General features: G+C 74.0%; 21 protein-coding genes. 9 read left to right on the forward strand and 12 right to left on the reverse strand.

Translation table 11 applies throughout. The features are described from left to right. Positions 1–129: 129 nt before the first annotated feature. Positions 130–810, forward strand: coding sequence for a uracil-DNA glycosylase (locus FHU37_RS09100; protein WP_179816130.1), 681 nt, complete (start codon positions 130–132; stop codon positions 808–810). Positions 811–842: 32 nt separating this feature from the next. Here FHU37_RS09100 and FHU37_RS09105 read toward each other — a convergent pair whose 3' ends face one another. Beyond that, positions 843–1,274 carry an SRPBCC family protein gene (locus FHU37_RS09105; protein ID WP_179813712.1) on the reverse strand — a complete coding sequence of 144 codons (432 nt, stop codon included), beginning with the start codon at positions 1,272–1,274 and terminating at the stop codon, positions 843–845. A 62-nt stretch (positions 1,275–1,336) separates the two neighbouring features. Then, entirely contained in the window at positions 1,337–3,880 is a 2,544-nt protein-coding gene (locus FHU37_RS09110; protein WP_179813713.1) for an ATP-dependent Clp protease ATP-binding subunit, read from the reverse strand. A gap of 188 nt (positions 3,881–4,068) precedes the next feature. Here FHU37_RS09110 and fdh point away from each other — a divergent pair, with 188 nt between their 5' ends. Genes fdh through nrfD form a run of 3 tightly spaced genes read left to right on the forward strand, consistent with a single transcriptional unit; the run spans position 4,069 to position 9,268 of the window. Continuing rightward, on the forward strand, positions 4,069–7,323 hold the full coding sequence (gene fdh, locus FHU37_RS09115) for a formate dehydrogenase (protein WP_179813714.1): 3,255 nt from the start codon (positions 4,069–4,071) through the stop codon (positions 7,321–7,323). A gap of 2 nt (positions 7,324–7,325) precedes the next feature. Beyond that, on the forward strand, positions 7,326–8,231 hold the full coding sequence (locus FHU37_RS09120; RefSeq protein ID WP_179816131.1) for a 4Fe-4S dicluster domain-containing protein: 906 nt from the start codon (positions 7,326–7,328) through the stop codon (positions 8,229–8,231). Next, complete coding sequence (nrfD, locus tag FHU37_RS09125) at positions 8,228–9,268, forward strand: NrfD/PsrC family molybdoenzyme membrane anchor subunit (RefSeq protein WP_179813715.1); 1,041 nt, start codon at positions 8,228–8,230, stop codon at positions 9,266–9,268. Before FHU37_RS09120 ends, nrfD begins: the two co-directional genes overlap by 4 nt. Positions 9,269–9,276: 8 nt before the next feature. Here the strand turns inward: nrfD and FHU37_RS09130 are convergent, their stop codons facing one another. Both FHU37_RS09130 and FHU37_RS09135 read right to left on the reverse strand, forming a co-directional pair. Beyond that, positions 9,277–10,248: a glycoside hydrolase family protein gene (locus FHU37_RS09130; RefSeq protein ID WP_179813716.1), complete on the reverse strand. Its 972-nt coding sequence runs from the start codon at positions 10,246–10,248 to the stop codon at positions 9,277–9,279. A 31-nt stretch (positions 10,249–10,279) separates the two neighbouring features. Further along, complete coding sequence (locus FHU37_RS09135; RefSeq protein ID WP_179813717.1) at positions 10,280–11,305, reverse strand: LacI family DNA-binding transcriptional regulator; 1,026 nt, start codon at positions 11,303–11,305, stop codon at positions 10,280–10,282. A 315-nt stretch (positions 11,306–11,620) separates the two neighbouring features. On the opposite strand from FHU37_RS09135, the gene FHU37_RS09140 reads away from it, so the two are divergent. Both FHU37_RS09140 and FHU37_RS09145 read left to right on the forward strand, forming a co-directional pair. Further along, complete coding sequence (locus FHU37_RS09140) at positions 11,621–13,663, forward strand: beta-galactosidase (RefSeq protein ID WP_179813718.1); 2,043 nt, start codon at positions 11,621–11,623, stop codon at positions 13,661–13,663. A 58-nt stretch (positions 13,664–13,721) separates the two neighbouring features. After that, positions 13,722–14,267, forward strand: coding sequence for a Uma2 family endonuclease (locus FHU37_RS09145; RefSeq protein WP_179813719.1), 546 nt, complete (start codon positions 13,722–13,724; stop codon positions 14,265–14,267). 106 nt (positions 14,268–14,373) lie between these two features. Here FHU37_RS09145 and FHU37_RS09150 read toward each other — a convergent pair whose 3' ends face one another. The 6 genes from FHU37_RS09150 to FHU37_RS09170 all read right to left on the reverse strand — a co-directional run bounded on the left by FHU37_RS09150 (position 14,374) and on the right by FHU37_RS09170 (position 19,695). Further along, positions 14,374–15,012: a hypothetical protein gene (locus FHU37_RS09150; RefSeq protein WP_246449692.1), complete on the reverse strand. Its 639-nt coding sequence runs from the start codon at positions 15,010–15,012 to the stop codon at positions 14,374–14,376. Positions 15,013–15,019: 7 nt separating this feature from the next. After that, positions 15,020–15,910: a carbohydrate ABC transporter permease gene (locus FHU37_RS09155; protein ID WP_376773913.1), complete on the reverse strand. Its 891-nt coding sequence runs from the start codon at positions 15,908–15,910 to the stop codon at positions 15,020–15,022. Next, a complete protein-coding gene (locus tag FHU37_RS09160) occupies positions 15,907–16,926 on the reverse strand; it encodes a carbohydrate ABC transporter permease (protein ID WP_179813720.1) in 1,020 nt (339 codons plus the stop codon). The genes FHU37_RS09155 and FHU37_RS09160 overlap by 4 nt, the downstream gene beginning before the upstream one ends. Then, the gene (locus tag FHU37_RS28930; protein WP_281394630.1) at positions 16,923–17,057 is read right to left on the reverse strand and encodes a hypothetical protein; all 135 of its coding nucleotides are present in this window, start codon (positions 17,055–17,057) and stop codon (positions 16,923–16,925) included. The genes FHU37_RS09160 and FHU37_RS28930 overlap by 4 nt, the downstream gene beginning before the upstream one ends. 24 nt (positions 17,058–17,081) lie before the next feature. Continuing rightward, positions 17,082–18,383 carry an ABC transporter substrate-binding protein gene (locus FHU37_RS09165; RefSeq protein WP_179813721.1) on the reverse strand — a complete coding sequence of 434 codons (1,302 nt, stop codon included), beginning with the start codon at positions 18,381–18,383 and terminating at the stop codon, positions 17,082–17,084. Between the two features lie 337 nt (positions 18,384–18,720). Beyond that, positions 18,721–19,695 carry an acetylxylan esterase gene (locus FHU37_RS09170; protein ID WP_179813722.1) on the reverse strand — a complete coding sequence of 325 codons (975 nt, stop codon included), beginning with the start codon at positions 19,693–19,695 and terminating at the stop codon, positions 18,721–18,723. Between the two features lie 264 nt (positions 19,696–19,959). Between FHU37_RS09170 and ggt the strand changes: the two genes are divergently transcribed. The 3 genes from ggt to FHU37_RS09185 all read left to right on the forward strand — a co-directional run bounded on the left by ggt (position 19,960) and on the right by FHU37_RS09185 (position 22,959). Beyond that, on the forward strand, positions 19,960–21,804 hold the full coding sequence (gene ggt / locus FHU37_RS09175) for a gamma-glutamyltransferase (RefSeq protein WP_179813723.1): 1,845 nt from the start codon (positions 19,960–19,962) through the stop codon (positions 21,802–21,804). A gap of 39 nt (positions 21,805–21,843) precedes the next feature. Then, positions 21,844–22,221, forward strand: coding sequence for a VOC family protein (locus tag FHU37_RS09180; protein ID WP_179813724.1), 378 nt, complete (start codon positions 21,844–21,846; stop codon positions 22,219–22,221). A 111-nt stretch (positions 22,222–22,332) separates the two neighbouring features. Next, complete coding sequence (locus tag FHU37_RS09185; RefSeq protein ID WP_179813725.1) at positions 22,333–22,959, forward strand: hypothetical protein; 627 nt, start codon at positions 22,333–22,335, stop codon at positions 22,957–22,959. Between the two features lie 46 nt (positions 22,960–23,005). On the opposite strand, the gene FHU37_RS09190 is transcribed toward FHU37_RS09185, so the two are convergent. Beyond that, positions 23,006–24,172: an osmoprotectant NAGGN system M42 family peptidase gene (locus FHU37_RS09190; RefSeq protein WP_179813726.1), complete on the reverse strand. Its 1,167-nt coding sequence runs from the start codon at positions 24,170–24,172 to the stop codon at positions 23,006–23,008. Positions 24,173–24,255: 83 nt separating this feature from the next. Then, the gene (gene ngg, locus FHU37_RS09195; protein ID WP_179813727.1) at positions 24,256–26,088 is read right to left on the reverse strand and encodes an N-acetylglutaminylglutamine synthetase; all 1,833 of its coding nucleotides are present in this window, start codon (positions 26,086–26,088) and stop codon (positions 24,256–24,258) included. Between the last annotated feature and the right edge of the window lie 5 nt (positions 26,089–26,093).

Below are 26,093 nucleotides of genomic sequence, written 5' to 3' on the forward strand. Positions count from 1 at the left end.
CAATCACACGGCCGGTGATCCGTTGTCGGCGGAACGCGGTACGTTCGACTCCGTCGCGCCGAACCGGCATCCGTGCCGGGCGGCGCGCGGACCGCACGTCGCACCCGATGGGGAGGAACCGCCGTGACGATGGCGTTGCCCGCGTCCTGGCAGCCGGTGCTCGCCGGCGAGACCGACAAGCCGTACTTCGCCGAGCTGAGCCGGTTCGTGGCCGAGGAGCGGGCCAGGGGGGAGGTCTTCCCGCCGGAGGACGAGGTGTTCGCCGCCCTGGAGGCGACCCCGTTCGACCGGGTGAAGGTGCTGATCCTGGGTCAGGACCCGTACCACGACAACGGCCAGGCGCACGGCATGTGCTTCTCGGTGCGCCCGGGCACGAAGGTCCCGCCCTCCCTGCGCAACATCTTCAAGGAGCTCCGCGACGACCTCGGGCTGCCGGTGCCGGACAACGGCTACCTGATGCCGTGGGCCGAGCAGGGCGTGCTGCTGCTCAACGCGGTGCTCACGGTGCGCGCCCACGAGGCCAACTCGCACAAGAACCAGGGCTGGGAGAAGTTCACCGACGCGGTGATCCGCGCCGTCTCCGAGCGCCCCGACCCGGCGGTGTTCGTGCTCTGGGGCAACTACGCCCGCAAGAAGGCGCCGCTGATCGACACCACGCGGCACGCGGTGATCGAGGGCGCCCACCCCTCCCCGCTGTCCGCCAAGAAGTTCTTCGGCTCCCAGCCGTTCTCCCAGATCAACGAGGCGCTCAAGAGCCAGGGCCACGACCCCGTCGACTGGCGCATACCGGACCTCGGCCCCGCCGCGTAGGGCGGGCTGCCGCGCGCCCCGGCCGGCCGGGCCTAGCCCTGCGCCAGGTCGGCCCGGGCGCGCACCTCGGCCTCCAGCGCGCCGACCGTCTCGTCGAGCAGACCGCGCAGCCGTTCCGCGTCGCGCGGGTCCAGCCGCTCCTCCCACTCCCCCAGCACCGACAGGTGCGCCGTCACCTCGCTGGTGCCGGAGGCGCTGTCGGCCACCTGGAACCAGCCGGTGCAGGAGTCCGCGCCGGCCACGGTCCACTCCAGGCGCCGCTGGCCGGGCTCGGCCCGGTACAGCAGTTCCCGGTCCACCTCGCGGTCCAGCACCCGGCCGGTCAGGCGCAGCCCGCCGTCCGGGAGCGGGTCGAAGGCCATCCGCAGCGGGAGCCACCCGCCGGTGCGCGGTGCCTCCTGGAGCAGGTGGAAGGCGATCTCCGGCGAGCCCGGCAGGGTGCGCGCCGACTCGAATTCGGCCATGGGTCTCCTCGCTCCGTCGTCGTCGGTCCGTGGTGTCCTCACCGGCCCTCGGCCGTGGCGGTTCAGACGGAGATCGTCGGCTCCACGGTGAGCTCGCCGCCCCGGACGTCGACCACCACGTGCTGCCCGCGCCCCAGCCGCCCGTCCAGCAGCAGCCGGGACAGCCGGTTGTCCACCTCCCGCTGGATGGTGCGGCGCAGCGGGCGGGCGCCGAACTCGGGCTGGTGCCCCTGTTCGGCCAGCAGGTCGATCGCCGCCGGGGTGAACTCCAGCTCCAGGCCCTGGGCCCGGGCCCGGCGCCGGGTCTCGTCCAGCAGCAGGTCCGTCACCTGCCGCAGCTCGCCGGCGCGCAGCTGGTGGAAGACGATGATCTCGTCGATGCGGTTGAGGAACTCCGGGCGGAAGGAGTCGCGCAGCCGCCGCATCAGCCGGTCGCGCAGCCCCGCGTCGGCCCGGCCGCGGGCCGGGGTCTCCGCGCCGCCGGGGGCGAAGCCCAGCGCGCCGCCGCCACCGAGGATCAGCTCGGAGCCGATGTTGCTGGTCATGATGAGCACGGTGTGGCGGAAGTCCACCGTGCGTCCCTGGCTGTCGGTCAGCCGGCCGTCGTCGAGCACCTGGAGCAGGATGTTGAAGACGTCCGGGTGGGCCTTCTCGATCTCGTCCAGCAGCACGACGCTGTAGGGCCGGCGGCGGACCGCCTCGGTGAGCTGCCCGGCCTCCTCGTAGCCGACGTAGCCGGGCGGGGCGCCGACCATCCGGGAGACGGTGTGCCGCTCCTGGAACTCGCTCATGTCCAGCCGGATCATGCGTTCCTCGCTGCCGAACAGCGCCTCGCTGAGGGCGCGGGCCAGCTCGGTCTTGCCGACGCCGGTGGGGCCGAGGAACAGGAAGCTGCCGATCGGCCGATCGGGGTCGCCCAGTCCGGCGCGGTTGCGGCGCACCGCCTCGGCGACGGCCGCCACGGCGTCCTCCTGGCCGACCACCCGGCTGCGCAGCCGCTCCTCCAGGTGCAGCAGGCGTTCCTTCTCCTCCTCGGTGATCTGGTTGACCGGGATGCCGGTGGTGCGCGACACCACCTCGGCGACGTCCTCCATGGTCACCTCGGGCACCTTGGGCACGGCGCCCGTTCCCTCCGTGCCGTGCCGGCTGCGGTCGAGCTGTTCCTCCACCTCGCGGATGCTGTCGCGCAGCCGGGAGGCCCGCTCGTACTGCTCGTCGGCGACGGCCTGGTCCTTGTCCCGGCGCAGCCGCTCCAGGTCGCGCTCCAGCCGGCGGACGTCGCCGCCGGGGGTGAGGGTGCGCAGCCGGACCCGGGCGCCGGCCTGGTCGACCAGGTCGATCGCCTTGTCCGGCAGGAAGCGGTCGGTGATGTAGCGGTCGGACAGTTCCACGGCCGCCAGCAGCGCCGCGTCGGTGATCCGCACCTGGTGGTGGGCCTCGTAGCGGTCGCGCAGGCCGTGCAGGATCTCGACGGCGTCGTCCACGCTCGGCTCGGCGACCAGGATCGGCTGGAAGCGGCGGGCCAGCGCCGCGTCCTTCTCGATGCCCCGGCGGTACTCGTCGAGGGTGGTGGCGCCGATGACGTGCACCTCGCCGCGGGAGAGCGCCGGCTTGAGCATGTTGCCGGCGTCCATGCCGCCCTCCTGGCCGCCGCTGCCGGCGCCGACCATGGTGTGCAGCTCGTCGATGAAGACGATCAGCTCGTCGGCGTGCTCGCGCATCTCGTCGATGAGCTTCTTCATCCGCTCCTCGAAGTCGCCGCGGTAGCGGGTGCCGGCGACGACGCCGGACAGGTCCAGCTGCATCACCCGCTTGTCGGCGATGGTCTCCGGGACCTCGCCGTTGGCGATGCGCTGGGCTATCCCCTCGACGATGGCGGTCTTGCCGACGCCCGCCTCGCCGATCAGCACCGGGTTGTTCTTGGTGCGCCGGGAGAGCACCTCCACGGTCTGGTCGATCTCCTCGTCGCGGCCGACCACCGGGTCGATGGCGCCCTCCCGGGCGAGCTCGGTGAGGTCGCGGCCGAACTGGTTGACGGTGGGGGTGGCGGAGGGGCCGCGGGGCTCGACGGTCGGCGCGGGACGTCCCGTGGCGGCCTGCTGCAGCGCCTCGGGGGTGACCTGGGCGCCGCTGAGCAGCCGGCCGGCCGTGGAGTCCGGGTTGCTGGCCAGGGCGAAGAGGATGTGCTCGGGGCCGATGTAGCTGGAGCCCAGCGCTTGCGCGATGCGGTGCGAGTCCAGCAGGGCCCGCTTGGCCGCCGGGGTCAGCGCCACCGACGTGCTGGTCCCCTCCTCGCCGCCGGGGCGGCCGGGGTCGAGCTTGCCGGCGATCGCCCGCGGGTCGGCGCCGGTGGCCGCGACCAGCCGGGCCGTGGTCTCCAGTTGCAGCGCCGCCCACAGCAGGTTGTCGGTGTCCAGGTCCTTGCTGCCGCAGCGCACGGCGTGCGAGGCGGCCCTTGAGACCAGCGCGCGGGCCTGCTCGCTCATGAACCTCCCGATGTCGACCCGCTGCACCGGCCGTCGGGAGGCGCCGCCGAAGAACCGGGCGAGGAAGTCGTCGAAGGACTCGCCGCCGGTTCCGCTCGGCTCGTTGAAGCTGCTGGACATCCCGTACTGCTCCCCTCGGCCGAATGCGTACTCCTCACGGGTCGGCGGGTGCCCCACGGGGGCGGCGTTACACATGGTGCGGGGCGCCGCCGGGCACGCATGGGCCGCCGCATCGGGGGTAGCGGACGGTAGCTACGTCGTGACGTTCCGCCACGGCGAGCGGTCGCGGACCGTCGAGGAGGGTGCTCGTGGCGTTGCGGAGCTGGATCGAGGGCTGGCCGGTCTACCGCCAGCTGACCGGCGACGACCGGTTGGGGCGGGGCGCGGCGGCGCGGTCCCCGGCGACCGCCGCGCTGCGCCCGCGCACCGCCACCGCCGACCGGGTGGTGAAGTCGGTCTGCCCGTACTGCGCGGTGGGGTGCGCGCAGAACGTGTATGTCAGGGACGGCCGGGTGGTGCAGATCGAGGGCGATCCGGACTCGCCGGTCAGCCGGGGGCGGCTGTGCCCGAAGGGCTCGGCCAGCCTCCAGCTCACCACCGGCCCGTCCCGCCGGCACACCGTGCTCCACCGGCGGCCGTACGCCGCCGACTGGGAGGAGCTGGACCTGGCGACGGCCATGGAGATGGTGGCCGACCGGGTGCTGCGCGCCCGCCGCGAGGGCTGGCAGGACGAGCACGACGGCGTGCCGGTGCGGCGCACCCTGGGCCTCGCCAGCCTCGGCGGCGCGACGCTGGACAACGAGGAGAACTACCTGATCAAGAAGCTGTTCACGGCGCTGGGCGTGGTGCAGGTGGAGAACCAGGCCCGGGTGTGCCACAGCTCGACGGTGGCCGGGCTCGGCACCTCCTTCGGGCGCGGCGGGGCCACCACCTTCCTGCAGGACCTGCAGCACGCGGACTGCATCGTGATCGAGGGGTCGAACTTCGCCGAGGCGCACCCGGTCGGTTTCCAGTGGGTGATGGAGGCCAAGGCCCGCGGGGCCACGGTCATCCACGTCGACCCCCGGTTCAGCCGGACCAGCGCGCTCGCCGACCTGTACGTGCCGATCCGGGCCGGCACCGACATCGTCTTCCTGGGCGGCCTGATCAACCACGTGCTGACCGAGGAGAAGTACTTCCGCGAGTACGTGCTGGCCTACACCAACGCGGCGACGCTGCTGCGCGAGGAGTTCCGCGACACCGAGGACCTCGACGGGCTGTTCTCCGGCTTCGATCCGGACAGCCGCTCCTACGACGTCACCACCTGGCAGTACCGGGGCGCGGAGGTGGCCGCCGCCTCCGGCGCCCGCGACCAGCTGTTCGAGGAGCGCCGGCGGCACGGCCGGGCCATGGACGAGGCGGGGCACGCGGAGAGCTTCGGCTCCGGCGGGCCGGCGCTGCGCGGCACGCCGGAGCGGGACGAGACGCTGCGCGACCCGCGCTGCGTGTTCCAGGTGCTCAAGCGGCACTACGCGCGCTACACGCCCGAGATGGTGGAGTCGGTGTGCGGCGTCCCGCGGGAGCTGTTCGCCCGGGTCTGCGCGGAGATCACCGCCAACTCGGGGCGGGAGCGCACCACCAACTTCTCCTACGCGGTCGGCTGGACGCAGCACACGGTGGGCGCCCAGTACATCCGCGCCGCCTGCGTGCTGCAGCTGCTGCTGGGCAACATCGGGCGTCCCGGCGGCGGCATCCAGGCGCTGCGCGGGCACGCCAGCATCCAGGGCTCCAGCGACGTGCCGACCCTGTTCGACCTGCTGCCGGGCTACATCCCGATGCCGTACGCGCACGCCGAGCAGTCGCTGGACGCCTTCGTCACCGGCGACGCCGCGCAGAACGGCTACTGGGCGAACATGCGGGCCTACCTGGTGAGCCTGCTGAAGGCCTGGTGGGGGGAGCACGCCACCGCGGACAACGACTACCGCTTCGACCACCTGCCCCGGCTGACCGGGTCGCACAGCACCTACGAGACGGTCCTCGCCCAGCTCGACGGGGTCTGCCGGGGCTACTTCCTGATGGGTGAGAACCCCGCGGTGGGCTCCGCGAACGCGCGGCTGCAACGGCTGGGGATGGCGAAGCTGGACTGGCTGGTCGTCCGCGACTTCTCCCTCATCGAGTCCGCCACCTGGTGGAAGGACGGGCCGGAGATCGAGACCGGGGAGCTGCGCACCGAGGACATCGCCACCGAGGTGTTCTTCTTCCCGGCGGCGGCGCACATCGAGAAGAACGGGAGCTTCACCAACACCAACCGGATGCTGCAGTGGCACTTCGAGGCGCAGCGGCCGTCCGGCGACGCCCGCAGCGACCTGTGGTTCGTGTACCACCTCGGTCGGATCCTGCGGGAGCGGCTGGCCGGCTCCACCGACCCGCGGGACCGGCCGCTCCTGGAGCTGACCTGGGACTACCCCACCGAGGGGCCGCTGGAGGAGCCGAGCGCCGAGGCGGTGCTGGCGGAGATCAACGGGTTCGACGCCGAGGGCCGGCCGCTCGCCTCCTACGAGCAGCTGCGCGACGACGGCTCCACCTCCTGCGGCTGCTGGATCTACTGCGGCGTGTACGCCGACGGCGTGAACCAGGCGGCGCGCCGCAGACCCGGGCGGGAGCAGGACTGGATCGCCGCCGAGTGGGCCTGGTCGTGGCCGGCGAACCGGCGCGTCCTCTACAACCGCGCCTCCGCCGACCCGCGGGGGAGGCCGTGGAGCGACCGCAAGGCGCTGGTGTGGTGGGACGCGGAACGGCGGGAGTGGACCGGGCACGACGTCCCGGACTTCCCGGCGGGCCGGCCGCCGGACCACCGGCCACCGGACGGCGCGCGCGGGGTGGACGCGATCGGCGGCACCGACGCCTTCGTCATGCAGTCGGACGGCAAGGGCTGGCTGTACGCGCCGGCGGGCCTGGTGGACGGGCCGCTGCCGACGCACTACGAGCCGCAGGAGTCCCCGTTCGCCAACCCGCTGTACGGGCGGCAGCGCAACCCCGTCCGGCAGGTGTTCTCCCGTCCGGCCAACCGGTTCCACCCCAGCGGGGAGGAGCCCGGCGCCGGCGTCTTCCCCTACGTGCTGACCACCTACCGGCTCACCGAGCACTTCACGGCCGGCGGGATGAGCCGCTGGACGCCGTACCTGGCCGAGCTCCAGCCGGAGATGTTCGTCGAGGTCTCCCCCGAGCTGGCCGCCGAGCGCAGCCTGGAGCACCTGGGCTGGGCCACGGTGCTCTCGGCGCGGGGGGTGATCGAGGCGCGGGTGCTGGTCACCGAGCGGATGGTCCCGCTGCGGGTGGCCGGACGGACGCTGCACCAGATCGGCGCCCCCTACCACTGGGGGCCGAACGGGTACACCCGGGGCGACGCCGTCAACGAGCTGACCTCCGTCGCCCTCGACCCCAACGTGCACATCCAGGAGGTGAAGGCGTTGACCGTGGACATCCGCCCCGGGCGGCGGCCGCGTGGGGCGGACGTCCCGCGGCTGCTCGCCGACTACCGGGGGCGAGCCGGAGTCGGTGAGCGCACCGGAATGGGGGCGTGACGATGGCGGGCACCGGGAGCGAGGCCGGGCACCGGCTCGCCGGGCCGCTGGCGGACGTGGCCGCGGACGCCGGCTGGCGGGAGCACCCGCCCCGGGTGGGCTTCTTCACCGACACCTCGGTGTGCATCGGCTGCAAGGCGTGCGAGGTGGCCTGCAAGGAGTGGAACGCGGTACCGGAGGACGGGCTGGCGCTGACCGGGATGTCCTTCGACAACTCGGTGGGGCTGGGCGCGGACACCTGGCGGCACGTCGCCTTCGTCGAGCGGCCGAACCCGGCGGCGCCGCCGGCGGCCCCGGGCGGGACGGACGGGCCCGCCGGGCCGGAGGGCCGCGCCGAGCCGCGCTGGCTGATGTCCTCCGACGTGTGCAAGCACTGCACGCACGCCGGCTGCCTGGACGTCTGCCCCACCGGCGCGCTGTTCCGGACCGAGTACGGCACGGTGGTGGTGCAGCAGGACGTCTGCAACGGCTGCGGCTACTGCGTGCCGGCCTGCCCCTACGGCGTCATCGACCAGCGGGAGGGCGACGGACGGGCCTTCAAGTGCACCCTGTGCTACGACCGGCTCGGCGACGGGCTGGAGCCGGCCTGCGCCAAGGCCTGCCCGACCGACTCCATCCAGTTCGGGCCGCTGGAGGAGCTGCGGGCACGGGCGGCCGAGCGGGTGCGCCGACTGCACGAGGCCGGCACCCACCAGGCCCGGCTGTACGGGCACGACCCGGACGACGGGGTCGGCGGCGACGGGGCGTTCTTCCTGCTGCTGGACGAGCCGGAGGTGTACGGACTGCCCCCGGACCCGGTGGTGCCCACCCGGGACCTGCCGGCCATGTGGCGGCACGCGGGCCTGGCGGCGCTGACCATGCTCGGCGGGATCGCCCTGGCCTTCGCGGCGGGGAGGCGGCAGCCGTGAGCGGGACCGACGCCACGCCGGGCACGGTGGGCCGGCGGCGGCCGGGGCGGCCGGACCGGCCCGCGGCGGGAGCGCCACCCGAGCCGCGCTCCGCCTCCTACTACGGGCGGCCGATCGTCCGGCCGCCCAACTGGGCCGCCCTCGACATCGCCGGCTACTTCTACGCCGGCGGCCTGGCCGCGGGGTGCGCCGTGCTGGCCGGCGGGGCGCAGCTGACCGGGCGTCCGGCGCTGGCCCGGGCGTGCCGGCTGGGCGCGCTGGGCGGGGTCGCGCTCTCCCTGGTCGGCCTCGTCCACGACCTCGGACGCCCGGGGCGCTTCCTCAACATGCTGCGGGTCGTCAAGCCGACCTCGCCGATGAGCATGGGCAGTTGGATCCTGTGCGCCTTCGGCCCGCCCGCCGGGGTGGCCGCGGTCTGCGAGCTGACCGGGCGGCTGCCCCGGCTGGGGCGCCTGGCGACCGGTGTGGCGGCGCTGGTCGGGCCGGCGGTGGCCACCTACACGGCGGTGCTGCTAGCGGACACCGCGGTGCCGGCCTGGCACGAGGGCCGCCGGGAGCTGCCGCTGCTGTTCGCCGGGTCGGCCACGGCGACGGCGGCCGGGCTGGGGATGCTGGCCGCCCCGGTGGCCCAGGCCAGTCCGGCCCGGGCGGCGGCGGTGTTCGGGGCCGGGGCGGAGCTGCTCGCGGACGCCCGGATGCGGCGGCGCCTGGGGCTGCTGGCCGAGCCCTACCGAACCGGCCGGGGCGGCCGGCTGACCCGCGCCGGCCGGGTGCTGACCGCGACCGGCGCGCTGGTCGGCGCCTGCGCCGGGGCGCTGCCCGGGCGGCGCGGCCGGCTGGTGGCGGCGCTGGGCGGGGCGGCGCTGCTGGCCGGGGGCGCCTGCACCCGGTTCGGGGTCTTCGCGGCCGGCGTGGCCTCGGCCCGGGACCCGAAGTACACGGTGCTGCCGCAGCGCGCGCGCCTGGCCGCCCGCCGCCGCGGGGAGGAGGCCGCGCGGGACGCCGCGGGGGAGGCGGGGGCGGACGGCGCGGGGTGAGCGGATCGTCAGTCGGGCAGGTCGCCGCCGCGCAGGGCGACGGTGCGTTCCGGGCGCCAGTCCATGGCGAACGGCGCGTCCCGGTCGCAGCGCAGCACGCCGTCCACCACGGTCAGCTCGGCCACCTGCACCCGGGTGGGTCGGTCGCCGCCGGGCGAGGTGAAGTAGACCAGGTAGCCCTCCTCGTCCTGGGCCAGGCACATGCCGTGGTTGCCGACGGCGTCGTCCCCGGGGCGCCTGCCGGGCGCGTCCAGGAGCGGCTCGGCCTGCCGGTGCCAGGTGCGCAGGTCGTCGGAGCGGTGCACGGCCATCCCGGCCCAGACGTCGGTCACCAGCCAGTACCAGCCGCCGAGGGAGAAGACGCTCGGCCCCTCCTGGGCGCGGTCGGTGAGCACCGGCCCGGTCGGGGTCCAGGAGTACAGGTCCGGGGAGTCGGCGGCGTGGATGGAGCTGCCGTCCGCCTCGTCCTTGTACCACATGCGCCAGCCGCCCTCCGGCAGCGGCCAGACGGCGGCGTCGATGACCCGGTCGCTGGACAGCTCCAGGCGGGAGGCCAGCGTCCAGTCCCACAGGTCGGCCGAGGTGTAGTGCAGGATGTGCCGGTCGCCCACCCAGGCGTGCGGCACTCCGGTGATGTAGGAGACGTAGGCGTGGTAGGTGTCGCCGTGCCGGATCACCTCGGGCGCCCAGAAGGTGTTGCGTCCGGGCTGGTGCTCCAGGCCGCGGGCCGTGCCGCGGTAGAGCCAGGAGCGGCCGCCGTCCCGGCTGCTGGCGATGCCGAGGTCGGTGCCGTGCACCCAGCCGAAGCCCGGGCCGGGCGCGTCGGCGCGGCGCTGGGTGTAGAACATCCACCACTCCCCCGCCTCCGCGTTCCACACCACGGTGGGGTCGGTGGCCCCGTCGTGCATCGGGTCGCGGAACAGCGGCGCGTCGGGGATCCGTTCCCCGGGTTCGGGGGCGGTGGCCGTCGGGTCGGACATCTGGGGGCCTTTCCTGGCGGGTGGGGCGGGGTCAGCGGCCGGCCTCGGCCGGCGGCCGGAGCGAGGAGTCCCGCACGACCAGCTCGGGCGGGAAGACCACGCGGCGGTGGGTGTGCGGGCCGGCGTCCTCGGCGGTCTCCTCCATGAGCAGTTCGGCGGCGCGCCGGCCCATCTGGACCGCCGGCTGGCGCACCGAGGTGAGCGGCACGGCGGCCGCCGCGGCGAACTCGATGTCGTCGTAGCCGACGATGGCCAGTTCCCCGGGGACGGAGACCCCGGCCGCGTACATGGCCTGCAGGACGCCGAGGGCGATCAGGTCGTTGGCGCAGAAGACGGCGGTGGGCCGGCCGGCCAGGCCGAGCAGTCGGGCGCCGGCGTCGCGCCCGGCGGCGACGTCGAGGCGCTCCACCTCCAGCACGGTCAGGGCGTCCGCCGGCAGCCCGGCGGCGGCGACCGCGGCGCGGGCGCCGGCCTCCCGGTCGCGGCACTGGGGCAGCTGGCTGGGGCCGCTGACGTAGGCGATCGCGCGGTGGCCGGCGGCGATCAGGTGACCGACCGCCAGCTCGCCGCCGGCGACGTCGTCGACCGAGACCGAGCATGCCTGGTGGGAGGGCACCACCCGGTCGACGAAGACGAACGGGATGCCGCGGCGGCGGAAGGAGGCGAGGTTCCGGCCGGTGGTGTCCGCGGGCGTGATCAGCACGCCGCGCACCCGCTGCTCGGCGAAGAGCGAGAGGTAGTCGGCCTCCTCGGTGGCGCTCTGCGCGCTGTTGCAGAGCATCACGCCGAGGCCGGCGGCGCGGGCGGCCTTCTCGGCGCCGCGGGCCATGTCGACGAAGAACGGGTTGGCCATGTCCAGGACGAGCAGGGCCAGGATCCGGCTGCGGCCCATGCGCAGCTGCCGCGCCGACTCGCTGCGGACGTAGCCCAGCCGGTCGATCACGGCCTGCACCCGGCCCCGGGTGTCCGCCGAGACCAGGTTCGGCCGGTTGATCACGTTGGACACGGTGCCGACCGACACCCCCGCCTGCTCGGCGACGTCCTTGATGCTGATCATGTGTGCTGCCCCACCGCCGTCCTCGCGCGGGCGGCCGCCCCCGCCGTGCGCCGGCCTCGGTCGGCGGCCACCGGGCCGCGGCCGACGGGCGCCGACGGGGTCGGCGGCTGATCCTGTCGCTGTATGAATCTCACTGCATGAATCGTCGGTCTGGCCCCGGAAATGCGCTTTGACGCACATCGCACCATGGCAATTGCGTACACGTCAACGAATGACTTCGGCTGGGTGCGGACAATTCCCCGCGTTGACATCGGCGCCGCCGGGCCCTAGCGTCGCGCGGGGAATTATGCCCGGGTCGCCCCGCCCGGGAAAACCATGGAAAGGATACCGTTGAGCACCGAGGTGGATGGAAGTCAGCACTCGCTTTCCTGGCCGATCGGGGGCCGCGGATTGTCGTTCGGCGGTGACTACAACCCCGAGCAGTGGCCCGAGCGGGTGTGGGACGAGGACGTGGCGCTGATGCGCGAGGCCGGGGTGGACCTGGTGAGCGTCGGCATCTTCTCCTGGGCGCTGCTCCAGCCGGGACCGGACGAGTTCCGCTTCGACTGGCTGGACCGGGTGCTGGACAAGCTGTACGCCGGCGGGGTGCGGGTGAGCCTGGCGACGGCGACCGCCTCCCCTCCGCCCTGGCTGACCCGGGCGCACCCGGAGATGCTGCCGGAGCGGGCCGACGGCACCCGGCTGTGGCCGGGCGGCCGTCAGGCGTTCTGCCCCTCCTCGCCGGTCTACCGGGAGCACGCGCTGGCGCTGACCAGGGCGATCGCCGAGCGGTACCGGGAGCACCCGGGTCTCGCGGTCTGGCACGTGGGCAACGAGCTGGGCTGCCACAACGCGCACTGCTACTGCGACGTCAGCGCCGAGGCGTTCCGCCGGTGGCTGCGGCGGCGCTACGGCACCGTGGAGGAGCTGAACCGGGCCTGGGGCACCCGCTTCTGGTCGCAGGCGTACGGGGACTTCGCCGAGGTGCTGCCGCCGCGGCAGAACCCGGCGATCGGCAACCCCACGCAGGCCCTGGACTTCCGCCGGTTCTCCAGCGACGAGCTGCTGGAGAACTACCGGCTGGAGAAGGCGGTGCTGCGGGAGGTGACCCCGCACGTGCCGGTCACCACCAACCTGATGGTCGCCGACAACGTGCGGGACATGGACTACTGGTCCTGGGCCGGCGAGATGGACGTGATCGCCAACGACCACTACCTGGAGGCGGCCAACCCGCGGGCGCACCAGGAGCTGGCGTTCAGCGCCGACCTGACCAGGTCGCTGGCCGGCGGCCGGCCGTGGATGCTGATGGAGCACTCCACCAGCGCGGTGAACTGGCAGCCCCGCAACCGCGCCAAGGACCCCGGTGAGCTGCGGCGCAACAGCCTGTCGCACGTGGCGCGGGGCGCCGACGCGGTGATGTTCTTCCAGTGGCGGGCCTCCCTGGCCGGCGCCGAGAAGTACCACTCGGCGATGCTGCCGCACGCCGGCACCGACACCAAGGTGTGGCGGGAGACCGTCCGGCTCGGCGGCGACCTGGACCGCCTGGCCGAGGTGCGCGGCAGCACCGTGCGCGCCGAGGTCGCCATGGTGTTCGACTGGCAGGCCTGGTGGGCGGTGGAGCTGGACTCCCACCCCTCGGTGGACGTGCGCTACCTGGACCGCCTGCACGACCTGTACCGCTCCCTGTGGGAGCGCGGGGTGACGGTGGACTTCGTCCACCCGGGCGCCGACCTGGACGGGTACCGGCTGGTGCTGGTGCCGACGCTGTACACGGTCGCCAACGCGGACGCGGCGCGCCTGGCGGAGTTCGTCGCGGCCGGCGGCACGGCGCTGGTCACCTACTTCAGCGGCATCGTGGACGAGAACGACCACGTGCGGCCCGGCGGCTACCCGGGCGCCTACCGGGAGCTGCTGGGGGTGCGCACCGAGGAGTTCCACCCGCTGCTGGAGGGCGAGCGGGTGCGGCTGGACGACGGCACCGAGGCGGACGTGTGGACGGAGGCGCTGCACCTGGCCGGCGCCGAGGCGGTGACCCGCTACCTGGACGGCCCGCTGCCCGGCACGCCGGCGGTCACCCGCCACCGGCACGGCGACGGAACCGCCTGGTACGTGGCCACCCGCCTGGCCGAGGAGGCCACCGACGCGCTGGTCGGACGCCTCCTGGAGGAGGCCGGCGTCACCCCCGCCGCTCCGACCCGCCCCGGCGTCGAGGTGGTCCGGCGCACCGGCGCCGACGCGGAGTACCTTTTCGTCCTGAACCACACCGACACCCCCGCCGAGGTCCCGGCCGAGGGCGCCGAGCTGCTCACCGGCACGCCGGTGACCGGCACCCTGACCGTTCCGGCGGGCGAGGCGGCGGTGGTGCGAATGATCCGATAATAACCCAGAGTGATCGCTCCGATACGATACTCCCCTGGCGACCCGAGGTGCCCCGACCATGACCGTGCCCGACAACCGGCTGCTGGAGATCTTCGAGTCCTTCGACTTTCCGGAAGGAGTGCGGGTGGAGTACATCGGCGGCGAGATCATCATGCAGGCCAGCGCCCTGGCGCTGCACGACCGCATCGGGATGCTGATCGCCCAACAGGTCCCGGTGGCGCGCTTCGACTGCCTGATCGCGCACGGCGTCCGCTTCGACCACCGCGACGACCGGCCGGAGCCGGACGTGATCGTCTTCGACAACGACCTCGACCTCCGGGGCGTGCGGGAGATTCACGCCGGAATGCTGCGTCTGGCCGTGGAGATCTGCTCCGAGAGCAACTTCCGGCGGGATGTGGAGGTGAAGCCCGCCCTGTACGCCGAGGGCGGAATTGCGAACTACCTGATCGTGAATCCCCGCGAGGGCACCTGGACGCTGCTGTCCAAGCCGAAGAACGGTGAATACGTGGAGCGGGAGACCCGGGAGTTCGGAATTCCGATCCAGCTTCCGGAGCCCCTCGGATTCACGATCGACACCAGCCGGTTCCAGCGTTATCCGTCCTGAAGAATTCCGGCCCCTCCGGAGCACGGAGCAGGGACGATGATTCCGCCGGCCGCGGGGATTTTTCACCGCGGCCGGCGGAAGTGTTTCTCCGCCGCTGCGTCCGCCGCTATCGGCCCAGGCGCCGCTCCACCGCCACCGCGGCGGCCGCCAGGCAGCCGAGGGCCGGGGCGACCAACGGCAGCATCTGGCCGGCCGCGACGACCGTGACGGCCAGGCCGCCGAACAGCAGCAGCGAGCCGCCCGGGTCGGTGACGACGGCCCGCCGGCCGGCGTCGGCCAGCAGGTCCCGCCACCGGGCCCCCGGGGTGAAGGAGGCCGCGGCGCGGATCGCGACGACCAGCGCCGCCGCCACCCCCGCCCAGGTCAGCACCGCGACGACCGACCCGCCCGGCAGGCCGGAGCGGGCGATCGCCACGTTCAGCAGCAGCACCGCCAGCAGGACCGGCAGCGCGAGCCCCACCTTCCACCCGGTGCGCAGCGCCGCGCCGAGGTCGGCGAGGAACTGGCGCATCCCGGCGGGCCGGGCCTCGAGGTGGCGGCGCAGGTGGCCGCAGGCCGCGGCCAGGGCGGGCAGGGCGGTGACGACGCCGAGCGCCGCCACGGTCAGCCACACCCCGGCCAGCAGGCATTCGGCGAAGAGCGCGAACCTCTCCCGGCTCCGCCCGGCGCGCGGGGAGTCGGCCGCGTCGCGGGCGGTGCCGCGGGCGCGGGATCGGGGGGTGTGCTGTGCGGCGGCGTCGGCCATGGTCGTCTCAGCCCTTCAGTCCCTCGGTGGCCACCCCGTCGACCAGGTACCGCTGGAAGGCGAGGAAGAACAGCATCACCGGCAGCAGCGCGAGCATCGACATCGCGATCATGGCGCCGTAGTCGGAGTTGCTCTGCTGGTCGATGAAGAGTTGCAGGCCCCGCGACAGCGGGAAGGTGTTCGGGTCGTTCAGGTACAGCAGCGGCCCGAGGAAGTCGTTCCAGCTCCAGATGAAGGAGAAGATCGACGCGGTGATCAGCGCGGGCCGCATCAGCGGCAGCATGATCGACCAGAAGATCCGCACGTGGCCGCAGCCGTCGATGCGGGCCGCCTCGTCCAGCTCGCGGGGCAGGCCGCGCATGAACTGGACCAGCAGGAAGACGAAGAACGCCTCGGTGGCCAGGAACTTGCCGAGCAGCAGCGGCACGAACGTGTTGATGAGCTCCAGCCGCTGGAAGATGATGTACTGAGGGATCATCAGCACGTGGAACGGCAGCAGCAGGGTGCCGATCATCATCGCGAAGAGGACCCCGCGGCCGCGGAAGCGGATGCGGGCGAAGGCGTAGGCGGCCAGCGAGGCGGACATCACCGTGCCGACGACCGAGCCCACCGCGATGATCAGCGAGTTGCGGAAGAAGGTCAGCACCGGGACGCCGGCGATGCCCTCGACCGCGCTGGAGTAGTTGTCGAACGTGGGCGAGGTCGGCAGCAGCTGGAGGTTGCCGATGATGTCGTCCGAGGGCTTGAACGACGCGCTCACCAGCCAGAACACCGGGTAGAGCACCACGGCGAGAGCGGCCAGGGCGGCGACGTGCCATATGACGGACCCGGTGGTGCGGCGGCGCCGCGTCGGGTTCCAAGCGCCGCCCGGGGCGGCCTGTTCGATCGTTGCGGTCACCGAGACTCATCTCCCGAGTAGTGCACCCAGGCGTTGGAGGTGCGGAACAGCACCAGGGTCACCAGGCCGACGCCGAGCAGCAGCATCCAGGCCATCGCGGAGGCGTAGCCCATGCGGAAGTCCTCGAAGCCGCGCTCGTACAGGTACAGCGTGTAGAACATCGTGGAGCCGGCGGGGCCGCCGGTGCCGTTGCTGACCACGAAGGCCGAGGTGAACACCTGGAAGGCGTGGATCGTCTCCAGCAGCAGGTTGAAGAAGACGATCGGCGAGAGCATGGGGACGGTGATGGAGCGGAACTGCCGCCACCAGCCCGCGCCGTCCACCGAGGCGGCCTCGTACAGGTCGCGCGGGATCTGCTTGAGGCCGGCGAGGAAGATGACCATGGGGGCGCCGAACTGCCACATGGACAGCGCCACCAGGACCCACAGGGAGAGCTGCGGGTCGCCGACCCAGCCGTCGTTGCCGAGGCCCACCAGCGACAGGGTGCTGTCGACCGCGCCGTCGTCGGAGAACAGGGCCCGCCACACGATGCCGATGGAGACGCTGGCACCGATCAGCGAGGGGGCGTAGAAGGCGGAGCGGTAGAAGCCCTGGCCCCGGCGCGGGCGCACCAGCAGCATGGCGACCGCGAGGGCCGCGATCAGCTTCAGCGGGGTGGCGATCAGGACGTAGCCGAGGGTCACCCGCACCGACTGGAGCCACCGCTCGTCGGAGAACATGGTGGTGTAGTTCTCCAGACCCACCCACTCCGGCGTGGTGAACAGGTCGTAGTCGGTGAAGGAGAGGTACAGCGACGCCAGCATCGGGCCGAGCGTGAGCAGCAGCATGCCGATGCACCAGGGCGACAGGAACAGGTAGCCGGCGAGCGTGTCGCGGCTGGTGGAGCCGGAGCGGGAGCCGCGCCGCGCGCCTGACGCGGGCTTGGCCTCCTTGGCCCCGGTCGGGCGCCGCCCGTCGGGGGGCGCCTCCGTTGAGAGCTGGGTCTGTGCCACGAGGTGGCTCCTCCCGGTCGTCATGAGGAGAGTGCTTGCTCCGCCTCGGTGAAGAACTGGTCGACCGCCTCGTCCACCGTGATGGTGCCGAACGACGGGTCCTCGTGGATCCTCAGGAAGGCGGCTTCGATGGTTCCGGCGCCGGGCGGCGGCACCGGGGGCAGACGTGATGACGCCCGTCAGCGGGCCAGGATGTCCTCGGCCTCGCTGAAGAACTGGTCGACCGCCTCGTCCACGGAGATCTCGCCGAAGGAGAGGTCCTCGGTGACGCGCAGCAGCAGCGCCTCGATGGAGCCGGCACCGGCCGGGGGCACGGGCGGCGCGGGCTGCAGGGCGTCGGCGACCGACTCCTCGTAGGCGGCGACGGCGGCGTCCACGCCCTCCAGCTCCACGGCCTCGAACTGGGCGTTGGTGGCCGGCAGGCCGCGGTTGGCCCCGAGGATCTTCCCGGCCTCGACGTCGTTGATCAGGAAGTCGATCAGCTTGGCCGCCTCGGCGGGGTGCTCGGTCCGGGCGGAGGCCGAGAGCATCAGCGACGGCTTGAGGTACTGGCCGGTGTTGGCCGGGTCGAAGGTGGGCACCGGCGCGAGCTCCAGCTCGGCGTCGGTCTCACCCGCGAAGCGGACCAGGAAGTTGTCCCAGGTGAACTCGGAGGCGTCCAGGCCGGAGCCGAGCGGGGAGATCGGCTTGACCTCGACGATCTTCTGCGGGTCGACGGCGAGGCCGTCCTGGCGCAGCCGCTCGCCCTGCTCCAGGTACTCCTTGAACTGCTCCCGGGTGAAGCCCAGCTCGCCCTCCTCGGTGAACAGGCTGGCGCCCTGCTGGCGCAGCTGCAGCTCCAGGACCCAGATGATGCCGGTGTAGTCGGCGCCCGCCTTGACCTCGGCGTCGGGGCCGAACGTCTCGTAGGTCTGCCAGAACTGCTCCCAGCTCCACCCGGCCTCCGGGGCCGGCGCGCCGGCCTCCTCGAAGGCCGCCGGGTTGTAGACCAGGGTGAAGGTGTTGCCGCCGACCGGCACGCCGAAGAGCTGGCCGTCGATCTCACCGGCGGTGGCCAGGCCGCCGCGGAAGTCGTCGGTGTTGAGGTTGGCGGCGGCCTCGCCGGAGGCCAGGTCGAGCAGCACGTTCTTGTCGCTGTACTCGCGCAGGTAGGAGACGTCCATCTGCATGACGTCGGGGGCGCCGCCGCCGGCGGACTCGGTGGCCAGCTTCTGCCAGTACGCCTCGTACTCGGAGAACGTCGGCTGGACGTCGATGTTCGGGTTCTGCTGCTCGAACAGGTCGATGGCCTGCTGCATCAGCTCCGCACGGTCGGCGTTGCCCCACCAGGAGTAACGCAGGGTGACCCGGCCGTCGTCACTGCCGCTGCCCCCACCACAGGCGGCCGTGGCACCCAGCACCACGATCGCCGCGAGGCCGGCGCCGGCGGACCGGATCCGGCGTCTGGCGGCCGGGGTGGAGGAGAGGATGCGAGGACGCATGGCTTGGTCCCTTCGGAGATACGGAATGAGGCGCTGGTCACTGCGAGTGAGGGCAAGCGCTTGCGTTGAAACGTTAAAGAGAGGTTCCTGGGACGTCAACGGGTCAGACACCACGGGTTTTTATCGATCCGGACAAGACGGCTGGTGTCCCGGCGGACAACCTTTCAATTTCGCGGCGGATGCGTACCGCGACAGTAGCCCTGACCGGGAGAAAGCGCTTTCGCTCACCGGGGGGCCGGATCGTCCAGATCCGGCCAGCCCGAAGCGGGCGGCCGCGCCGCGCGGCCGCCCGCTTCGGGCTGCGGTGCCCGCCCGCCCGGGACGGGGTGTCGGTCCGTCAGGAGAGCGGCAGCTCCGCGAGCCAGCGCAGCTGCTCGGTCTTCTGGTGGGCACCGCCGCCCTCGTGACCGTTGTACGGCCACACCCGGATGTCCTTGGGGCCGGCGTAGTGGTTGTAGGCCGCGAAGACGGTGGAGGCCGGGGTGATCGGGTCGCGCAGCGCCACCGAGAACAGCGCCGGGACGGTGGCCCGGGCCGCCATGTTCAGGCCGTCGACGTGGTCGATGGTGTCCAGCACGGTGTCCACCAGGTGCGGCTGTGAGCGGAAGAAGCGGCTCAGCTCGCCGTAGGGCTCGTCGTCGGTGATCTCCACCGCGTGCCGCACGTGCGTCATGAACGGCACGTCGATCATCGCCGCGCGCACGCCGTCCGCCAGCGCCGCGGCGGCCAGCGCGATCCCGCCGCCCTGGCTCCCGCCGGTCACCACGATCCTCCCGCCGTCGACCGCCGGGTGCGAGCGGGCCGCCTCCACGGCGCGGACGGCGTCGGTGTAGAGCCGGCGGTAGTAGTACTCGTCCGGGTCCAGGGCGCCGCGGGTCAGCTTGCCGGGCGTCTCCGGGCCGCTGCCGGGCGTCGGGTCGGGGGTGCCACCGCCCGACCAGCCGCCGGCGCCCTGCCCGCGGGTGTCCATGACGAACGTCGCGTAGCCGGCCGCCGGCCACAGCAGCCAGTCGTGCGGCAGGCCCCGCCCGCCGCCGTACCCGATGTACTGCACCACGCACGGCAGCGGCTCGGCGGCCCCGGCCGGCACCAGCAGCCAGCCGCCGATCCGGTGGCCGCCGAAGCCGGCGAAGGAGGCGTCGTGGACCCGTACCGAGGCCAGGTGGGTGTCACCGAGTTCGGTGAACGCGGGAGCCAGCGCGTGGCCGCGCGCCTCCTTCAGCGTCCGCTCCCAGAAGGCGTCGAAGCCCGCGGGCTCGGAGCGCTCCGGGCGGTACTCGCGCAGCTGGGCCAGCGGCATGTCCACGAACACGGGTGGGCCTCCCCATGGTGTGTTGGGCCCGCCACCCGCCGGACGGGCGGCGGTGCGATCGTCCGACGTGCGATCACCGGATTATGTCGGGCGAGGACGCCGGGCCCTAAGGGGTCTGGCACATAGCGGCCAACTTCCCGCCGGTCCCCCGGGCGGTCGATCTGCCCGGAAGGCACCCGTAGCAGGGCCTTACGCCCCCTTTCGTCCCGGGCGGGCATGTGACAGCGTGGCCTGCGGCTTGTCCGGACGTCCCCAGGGGAGCTCATGACCGGTCCGCTTCGTCGCCGCACCTTCCTGACCAGCACCGGCGCCCTCGGCGCCGGTGCCGTCATCGGGGCGGGAGCCCCCGCCGCCCGGGCCTCGGCGCCGCCGGCCCCCGGCGCGACGACGACCCGGACCACCCCGGTCGCCGCCCCCGGGGCGGGCACCGTGGCCGTCGGCGAGGCCGGCGTGGTGGCCACCGTGGACGCGGACGCGACCCGGATCGCGGTGGAGCTGCTGGCCGCCGGCCGCAACGCGGTGGACGCGGCGGTGGCCGCCGCCGCGGCCCTGGGCGTCACCGAGCCCTACTCCTGCGGGCTGGGCGGCGGCGGGTACTTCGTCTTCCTGGAGGGCCGCACCGGGCGGGTGCGCACCCTCGACGGCCGGGAGACCGCCCCGGCCCGGATGCGCCGCGACTCCTTCCTGGACCCGGCCACCGGCCGGCCGGTACCGTTCGCGGAGGCGGTCACCTCGGGCCTGTCGGTCGGCGTGCCCGGGACCCTGCTCACCTGGGCCACCGCGCTGGAGCTGTGGGGCTCCCTCAGCCTCGCCCGGGCCCTGGAGCCGGCGGCCCGGCTGGCCGAGGAGGGCTTCGTGGTGGACGCGACCTTCCGGCAGCAGACCGCGGACAACGAGGCGCGCTTCCGCCGCTTCCCGGACACCGTGGAGCTGTTCCTGCCCGGCGGGCGGCTGCCCGAGGTCGGCAGCCGGATGTACAACCCCGACCTGGCCGCCACCTACCGCACCATCGCCCGCCGCGGGGTGGGCTGGCTGTACGGCGGGCGGCTGGGCACCGAGGTGGCCCGCACCGCCGCGCGCCCGCCGGTGGCCCCGGGCGACTCGGTCCGTCCCGGCCTGCTGGCCGACGGCGACCTCGCCCGCTACCGGGTGCTGCGGCGCGACCCGACCCGGATCCGCTACCGCGGGCGCGAGGTGTACGGCATGGCGTCCTCCTCCTCCGGCGGCAGCACGGTCGGCGAGGCGCTGAACATCCTGGAGCGCTTCGACCTCGCGGCGGCGGACGAGGTCACGGCCCGCCACCTGTACCTGGAGGCCTGCAGGCTGGCCTTCGCCGACCGCAACCGCTGGGTCGGCGACCCGGAGTTCGTCGAGGTCCCCCGCGAGGAGCTGCTCTCCGACGAGTACGCCGCCGAGCGGGCCTGCCTGATCTCCCCGGACCGCGCGCTCACCTCGCCGGTGGCGCCGGGGGATCCCACCGACGACCTCTCGGCCTGCCCCCCGGCCGGGGTGGGCGCGGCCGGCGAACCGTACGAGGGCCGCTCCACCACCCACCTGGTGGTCGCCGACCGCTGGGGCAACGTGGTCGCCTACAACCTGACCATCGAGCAGACCGGCGGGTCGGGCATCACGGTGCCGGGCCGCGGCTTCATCCTGAACAACGAGCTGACCGACTTCTCCTTCGCCCCGCTCTTCGAGGGGGTGCCGGATCCCAACCTGCCGGCGCCGGGCAAGCGGCCGCGCAGCTCGATGGCGCCGACCATCGTGACCGAGCGCGGCCGGCCCCTGCTGGCCTGCGGCACCCCCGGCGGCGCGACGATCATCACCACGGTGCTCCAGCTGCTCACCGACCGGCTCGACCGCGGCCTGTCCCTGCCGGACGCGATGGCCGCGCCGCGCTGGTCGCAGCGGAACAACGCGACCACGCAGGGCGAGCCGGAGGCGCTGGCCTCGCCGGTCGCGGAGGGCCTGACCGCCCTCGGCCACTCCTTCGCCGCCACCCCGGAGATCGGTGCCGCCTCCGCCCTGGAGTTCCTCGGCGACGGCCGGGGCGTCATGGCGGTGGCCGAACCGCGCCGCCGCGGCGGCGGGGCCGCCGGAGCCGCCTGACCCGCCTGACCCGCGCCCGCGCGTGGTAGGAGGTGGCGCATGAGACTCGTCTGTGTACTCGACTGCGCCGATCCGGACCGGCTCGCCGCCTTCTGGGCCGCCGCCCTGCGCTACCGGCGCCAGGGCGACGGTCCCGCCGCCCAGTACGTCTCCCTCCTGGATCCCCTGGGCCGCGGCCCGGAGCTGCTGCTGCAGCGGGTGCCCGAGCCCAAGGACGGCAAGAACCGGATGCACCTGGACCTGCGCGTGCCGGGCGCCGAGGGCGAGCTGGACCGGCTGCTCCGGATCGGCGCCACCCGGCTGCGCGGCCCCTTCGACGAGGACGGCTGGGTGACGACCGTCCTCGCCGATCCCGAGGGCAACGAGTTCTGCCTGGTCGTCCCGCCCGAAGGGCCGGAACGCTCGGCCGCCGCCTGACCGCCGTCCGGTGGAGCGACCGTCTCCGGAAGGCCGGACGCTCGTTGTCCCTGGCAGCACGGGAACGCCCCGCCGGTGCTGTCGGGGCGGCGACGAGAGGACGGCTCAGGGATGCGGCTACGGTGGGTGACGCTGATGGCGGGGTGTGTGGTGGCGATGAGCGGGTGCTACCAGGTGGACGACGCCCCGGGCGGCCCCGGCCCGGCCCCCGGGGGCGACGAGCCCACCGCCACCGACGCCTCCGTGCCGGCCGGCGCCGCCTCCCCGACCCCGCAGGGCGAGGTCACCCGGCAGGAGGGCACCGCGCACGTGGAGCTGATGACCGTTCCGGACCGGGCCTCCGCCGCACCGGGCGAGGAGGGCGGCGGCCCGGTCGCCCACGAGACGGCGGGCCCCTCCTCCTCGGGAGCCGGCGCCCCGGCCGGGCCGTCCGCCCCGCGGTCGGGCCCGGCCACGGCCGGCGGCGGCCAGGGCTCCGCGGACCACGACCGGGAGGAGCAGCGGCCCGCCGCGCCGCCCCAGTCCCCGGCGAAGCCGCCGCCCACGCCGCGTCCGCCGACCGCGCAGCGCCCCTCCGCCTCCTCCGGCGGTGGCGCCGCGCCGGCGCCCACCCCGGGGCCCGCGCCGCAGGTCGACCCGGAGGAGCTGTGCGCCTGGGGCGAGGCGGTCGGCATGTGGGATCCGAACGCTCCGATGGCCAGCACCTGCCGGGACGGCATGCGCGCCGGCATGGGCTGAGACCGCGGGTCGGCCGGGGGCACGCTCGGCTGCGGCCCCGCGCCGGTCAGCCGTTCCGCTCGCGCGGGGGCAGCAGCGGTTCCGGTTCGGCCGGCTGCACCGACACGCTGGGGAAGTCCTCCAGGGAGCCCTCCGCGGTGAGGTCGAACTGGCGGAAGGTCAGCTCCGAGGTCAGGTAGACCGCGAGCAGTTCGGCCACCCGCACCAGCCCGTCCAGGTGGGTGCGCTCGTGGCCGTGGCTGGCGTCCACGCCGAAGCCGACCAGCGCCGCCCGGCACTCCAGGCCGGACTCGATCGCCGGTGCCGCGTCGCTGCGGTAGTGGTTGAAGATGTCCCGCCGGACCGGGATGCCGTGCTCCTCGGCCAGCCGGATCAGCCGGCGGGTCAGGTGGTAGTCGAACGGGCCGGTCGAGTCCATCATCGCGATGTTCGCGGCGAACGCGCTGGAGCGCTGCCCCGGCGCGATGACCGCGTTGTCCACCGCCACCAGTTCGGCCACCGTGTCGTCGAGGCCGTGGGTGGCGCCCATGCCGATCTCCTCGCCGACGGTGACCAGCAGGTGCGCGTCGACCGGCAGCGACCGCCCCGCCGCGCGCACCGCCTTGACCGCCGCGAGCAGCGCCGCCACCCCGGCCTTGTCGTCCAGGTGCCGGGACTTGACGTATCCGGCGGGGGTGAGCTGCGGCGCGGCGTCCAGCGCCACGAAGTCGCCCACCTGGATGCCGAGCGCCACGAGGTCGGCCGCGCTGGTGACCGGCTCGTCCACCCGGATCTCCACCAGCGGCCAGCCGACGCCCTGGGTGTCCACCTCGTCCCCGTAGGTGTGCCCGCTGGCCATCAGCGGCAGCACCGTTCCGGTGTACCGGCGGTCCAGGTCGTCCAGGAAGATCGTCACGTGCGCCCCCTCGGCGAACCGGGCGCTGTGCGTGCCGACCGGCACCACCTCCAGGCGGCCGTTGTCCTTGAGCCGCTTGACCATGCACCCGATGGTGTCGGCGTGCACCACCACCGCGCGGCCGACGTCGGACCGGTCGCCCGGCAGGGTGGTGCGCAGCAGGCCGCGCCGGGTCACCGACATGGGCAGGCCCAGGGCGGCGATGTGCTCCCCGATCAGTTGCATCACCGCCCCGGTGCGCCCGGAGGGGCTGGGGGTGAGCAGCAGGTCCATGAGGGTGTCGCGCAGGTAGTCGGTGTCGATGGGGGGCGGGGTCATGCGGGTGCGCTCCTAGCCGGGTGGCGTGGGGACGGGCACGGGGGTGGGCCGCCGGGCGGCGCGGCGCGGGCGGCGGGCCGGGGTCAGCCGGCGCGGTGGTCGTGCGGGGCGGCCCGGGGGCGGGACGGCGCGGCGGACCACGGCGTGGCCCGGGTGCTGGGGAACAGCAGGTCGACGAAGCGCTGCACCACCGGCTGCGGTTCGTGGTTGGCCAGGCCCGGCCGCTCGTTGGCCTCGATCAGCACGTACTCCGGCTCGTCCACCGCCGGCACCAGCAGGTCGAGCCCGGTGACCGGTATGTCGATGGCCCGGCTGGCCCGTACCGCGACCTCGGCCAGCACCGGGTGCAGGTCGGCGGTCACGTCGTGGATGGTGCCGCCGGTGTGCAGGTTCGCGGTGCGGCGCACCGCGAGTTCGACGTCGCGCGGCAGCACGTCGTCCATCTCGTAGCCCCCGGCCCGCGCGGTGGCGGCGGTGTCCTCGTCCAGCGGGATGCGGGACTCCCCGCCGGTGGCCGCCGCGCGGCGCCGGCTCTGCGCGCGCACCAGTTCCCGGACGGTGTGCCGGCCGGTGCCGACGACGTGCGCCGGCCGCCGCACCGCCGCGGCCACCACCTCGTGGCCGATCACCACCACCCGCAGGTCCTCTCCGTGGGCCAGCTCCTCCAGCAGCACGTCGGGGCAGTGCGCGTGGGCCGCCCGGACCGCCCGGCGCAGCTCGTCCGGGTCGCGGACGCCGACCGTGATGCCGCGTCCCTGCTCGCCGCGGGCGGGTTTGACCACGACCTCGCCGACCTCCTCCAGGAAGGCCAGGTCCTCCTCGCCGGGTTCCTCCCCGGCGGTGCGGCCCCGGGGCACCCGCAGGCCGGCCTCGGCGAGGATGCGCCGGGTGACCCGCTTGTCGTCGCAGCGGCTCATCGCCACCGCCGTGGTCAGCTCGGAGAGCGACTCGCGGGTGACGATCCGGCGCCCGCCGTGCGCCAGGCGCATCTCGCCCCACTCGGGGTCGAGGACCTCCACGGCGATGCCGCGCCGGCGCGCCTCGTCGGCGATCACCCGGGCGTAGGGGTTCAACCGTTCGAACGCGGCGTCCGGGGGACCGGCGAACAGCGGCTCGTTGATCGGGTTCTTCCGTTTCACGCAGAAGACGGGCACCCGCTCGAAGCCGAGCTTGTGGTACAGCGCGATGGCCGGGGCGTTGTCGTGCAGGACCGACAGGTCCAGGTGGTCGCGGCCGGCGGCGCGGTAGTGCTCGACCAGGGCGCACACCAGCGCCCTGCCGACGCCGGGCAGGGTGGTCTGCGGGTCGACGGCCAGGCACCACAGGCTGCACCCGCCGTACGGGTCGCCGAAGGCCCGCACGTGGTCGACGCCGGTGACGGTGCCGACCACGGCGCCGCTGCGCCGGTCCTCGGCGACCAGGTAGTGGAAGGTCGCGTCCTCCCGGTTCTTCCACACCTGGTCGGGGTCGGCGGTGACCATGCGGCAGGCCGCGTAGATGCGGTTGGTCTCCGCCACGTCCTCGGGGCTGGCGACCGGGCGGACCAGCACCCCGGTGTCGTCGGGCGGGGCCGCCGGGGCCGGGCGCGGTCCGGTGGCGGCGCCGACCTCGTCGCGCAGCCGCAGCCGGTAGGTGTAGGAGGGGTCGACGAACAGCTGGTCGGGGGCCTGCGAGACCAGTACGTGCGGGTCGGTGACGTACATGCAGATGTCGCGGTGCCCGGCCGCCTCGACCCGCAGCGCGTCGAGCACCGCGGCCAGGTCGGCGAAGGTGTGGCCGAAGACCAGCCGCCCCCATCCGCACTCCAGCACGACGTCGCGGGCCGGGGGCGGGGTGGGTGCGGGTGCCGGGGCGCCGGCGTCGGGGAGTGTCGCCCGGTGCTGGGCGTGGGTTCCGGGTTCCTGGGTCGCGCTCACGCGGG

Origin of the sequence: Allostreptomyces psammosilenae (genome assembly GCF_013407765.1) — a bacterium.
GTDB classification, from domain to species: Bacteria; Actinomycetota; Actinomycetes; order Streptomycetales; family Streptomycetaceae; genus Allostreptomyces; species Allostreptomyces psammosilenae.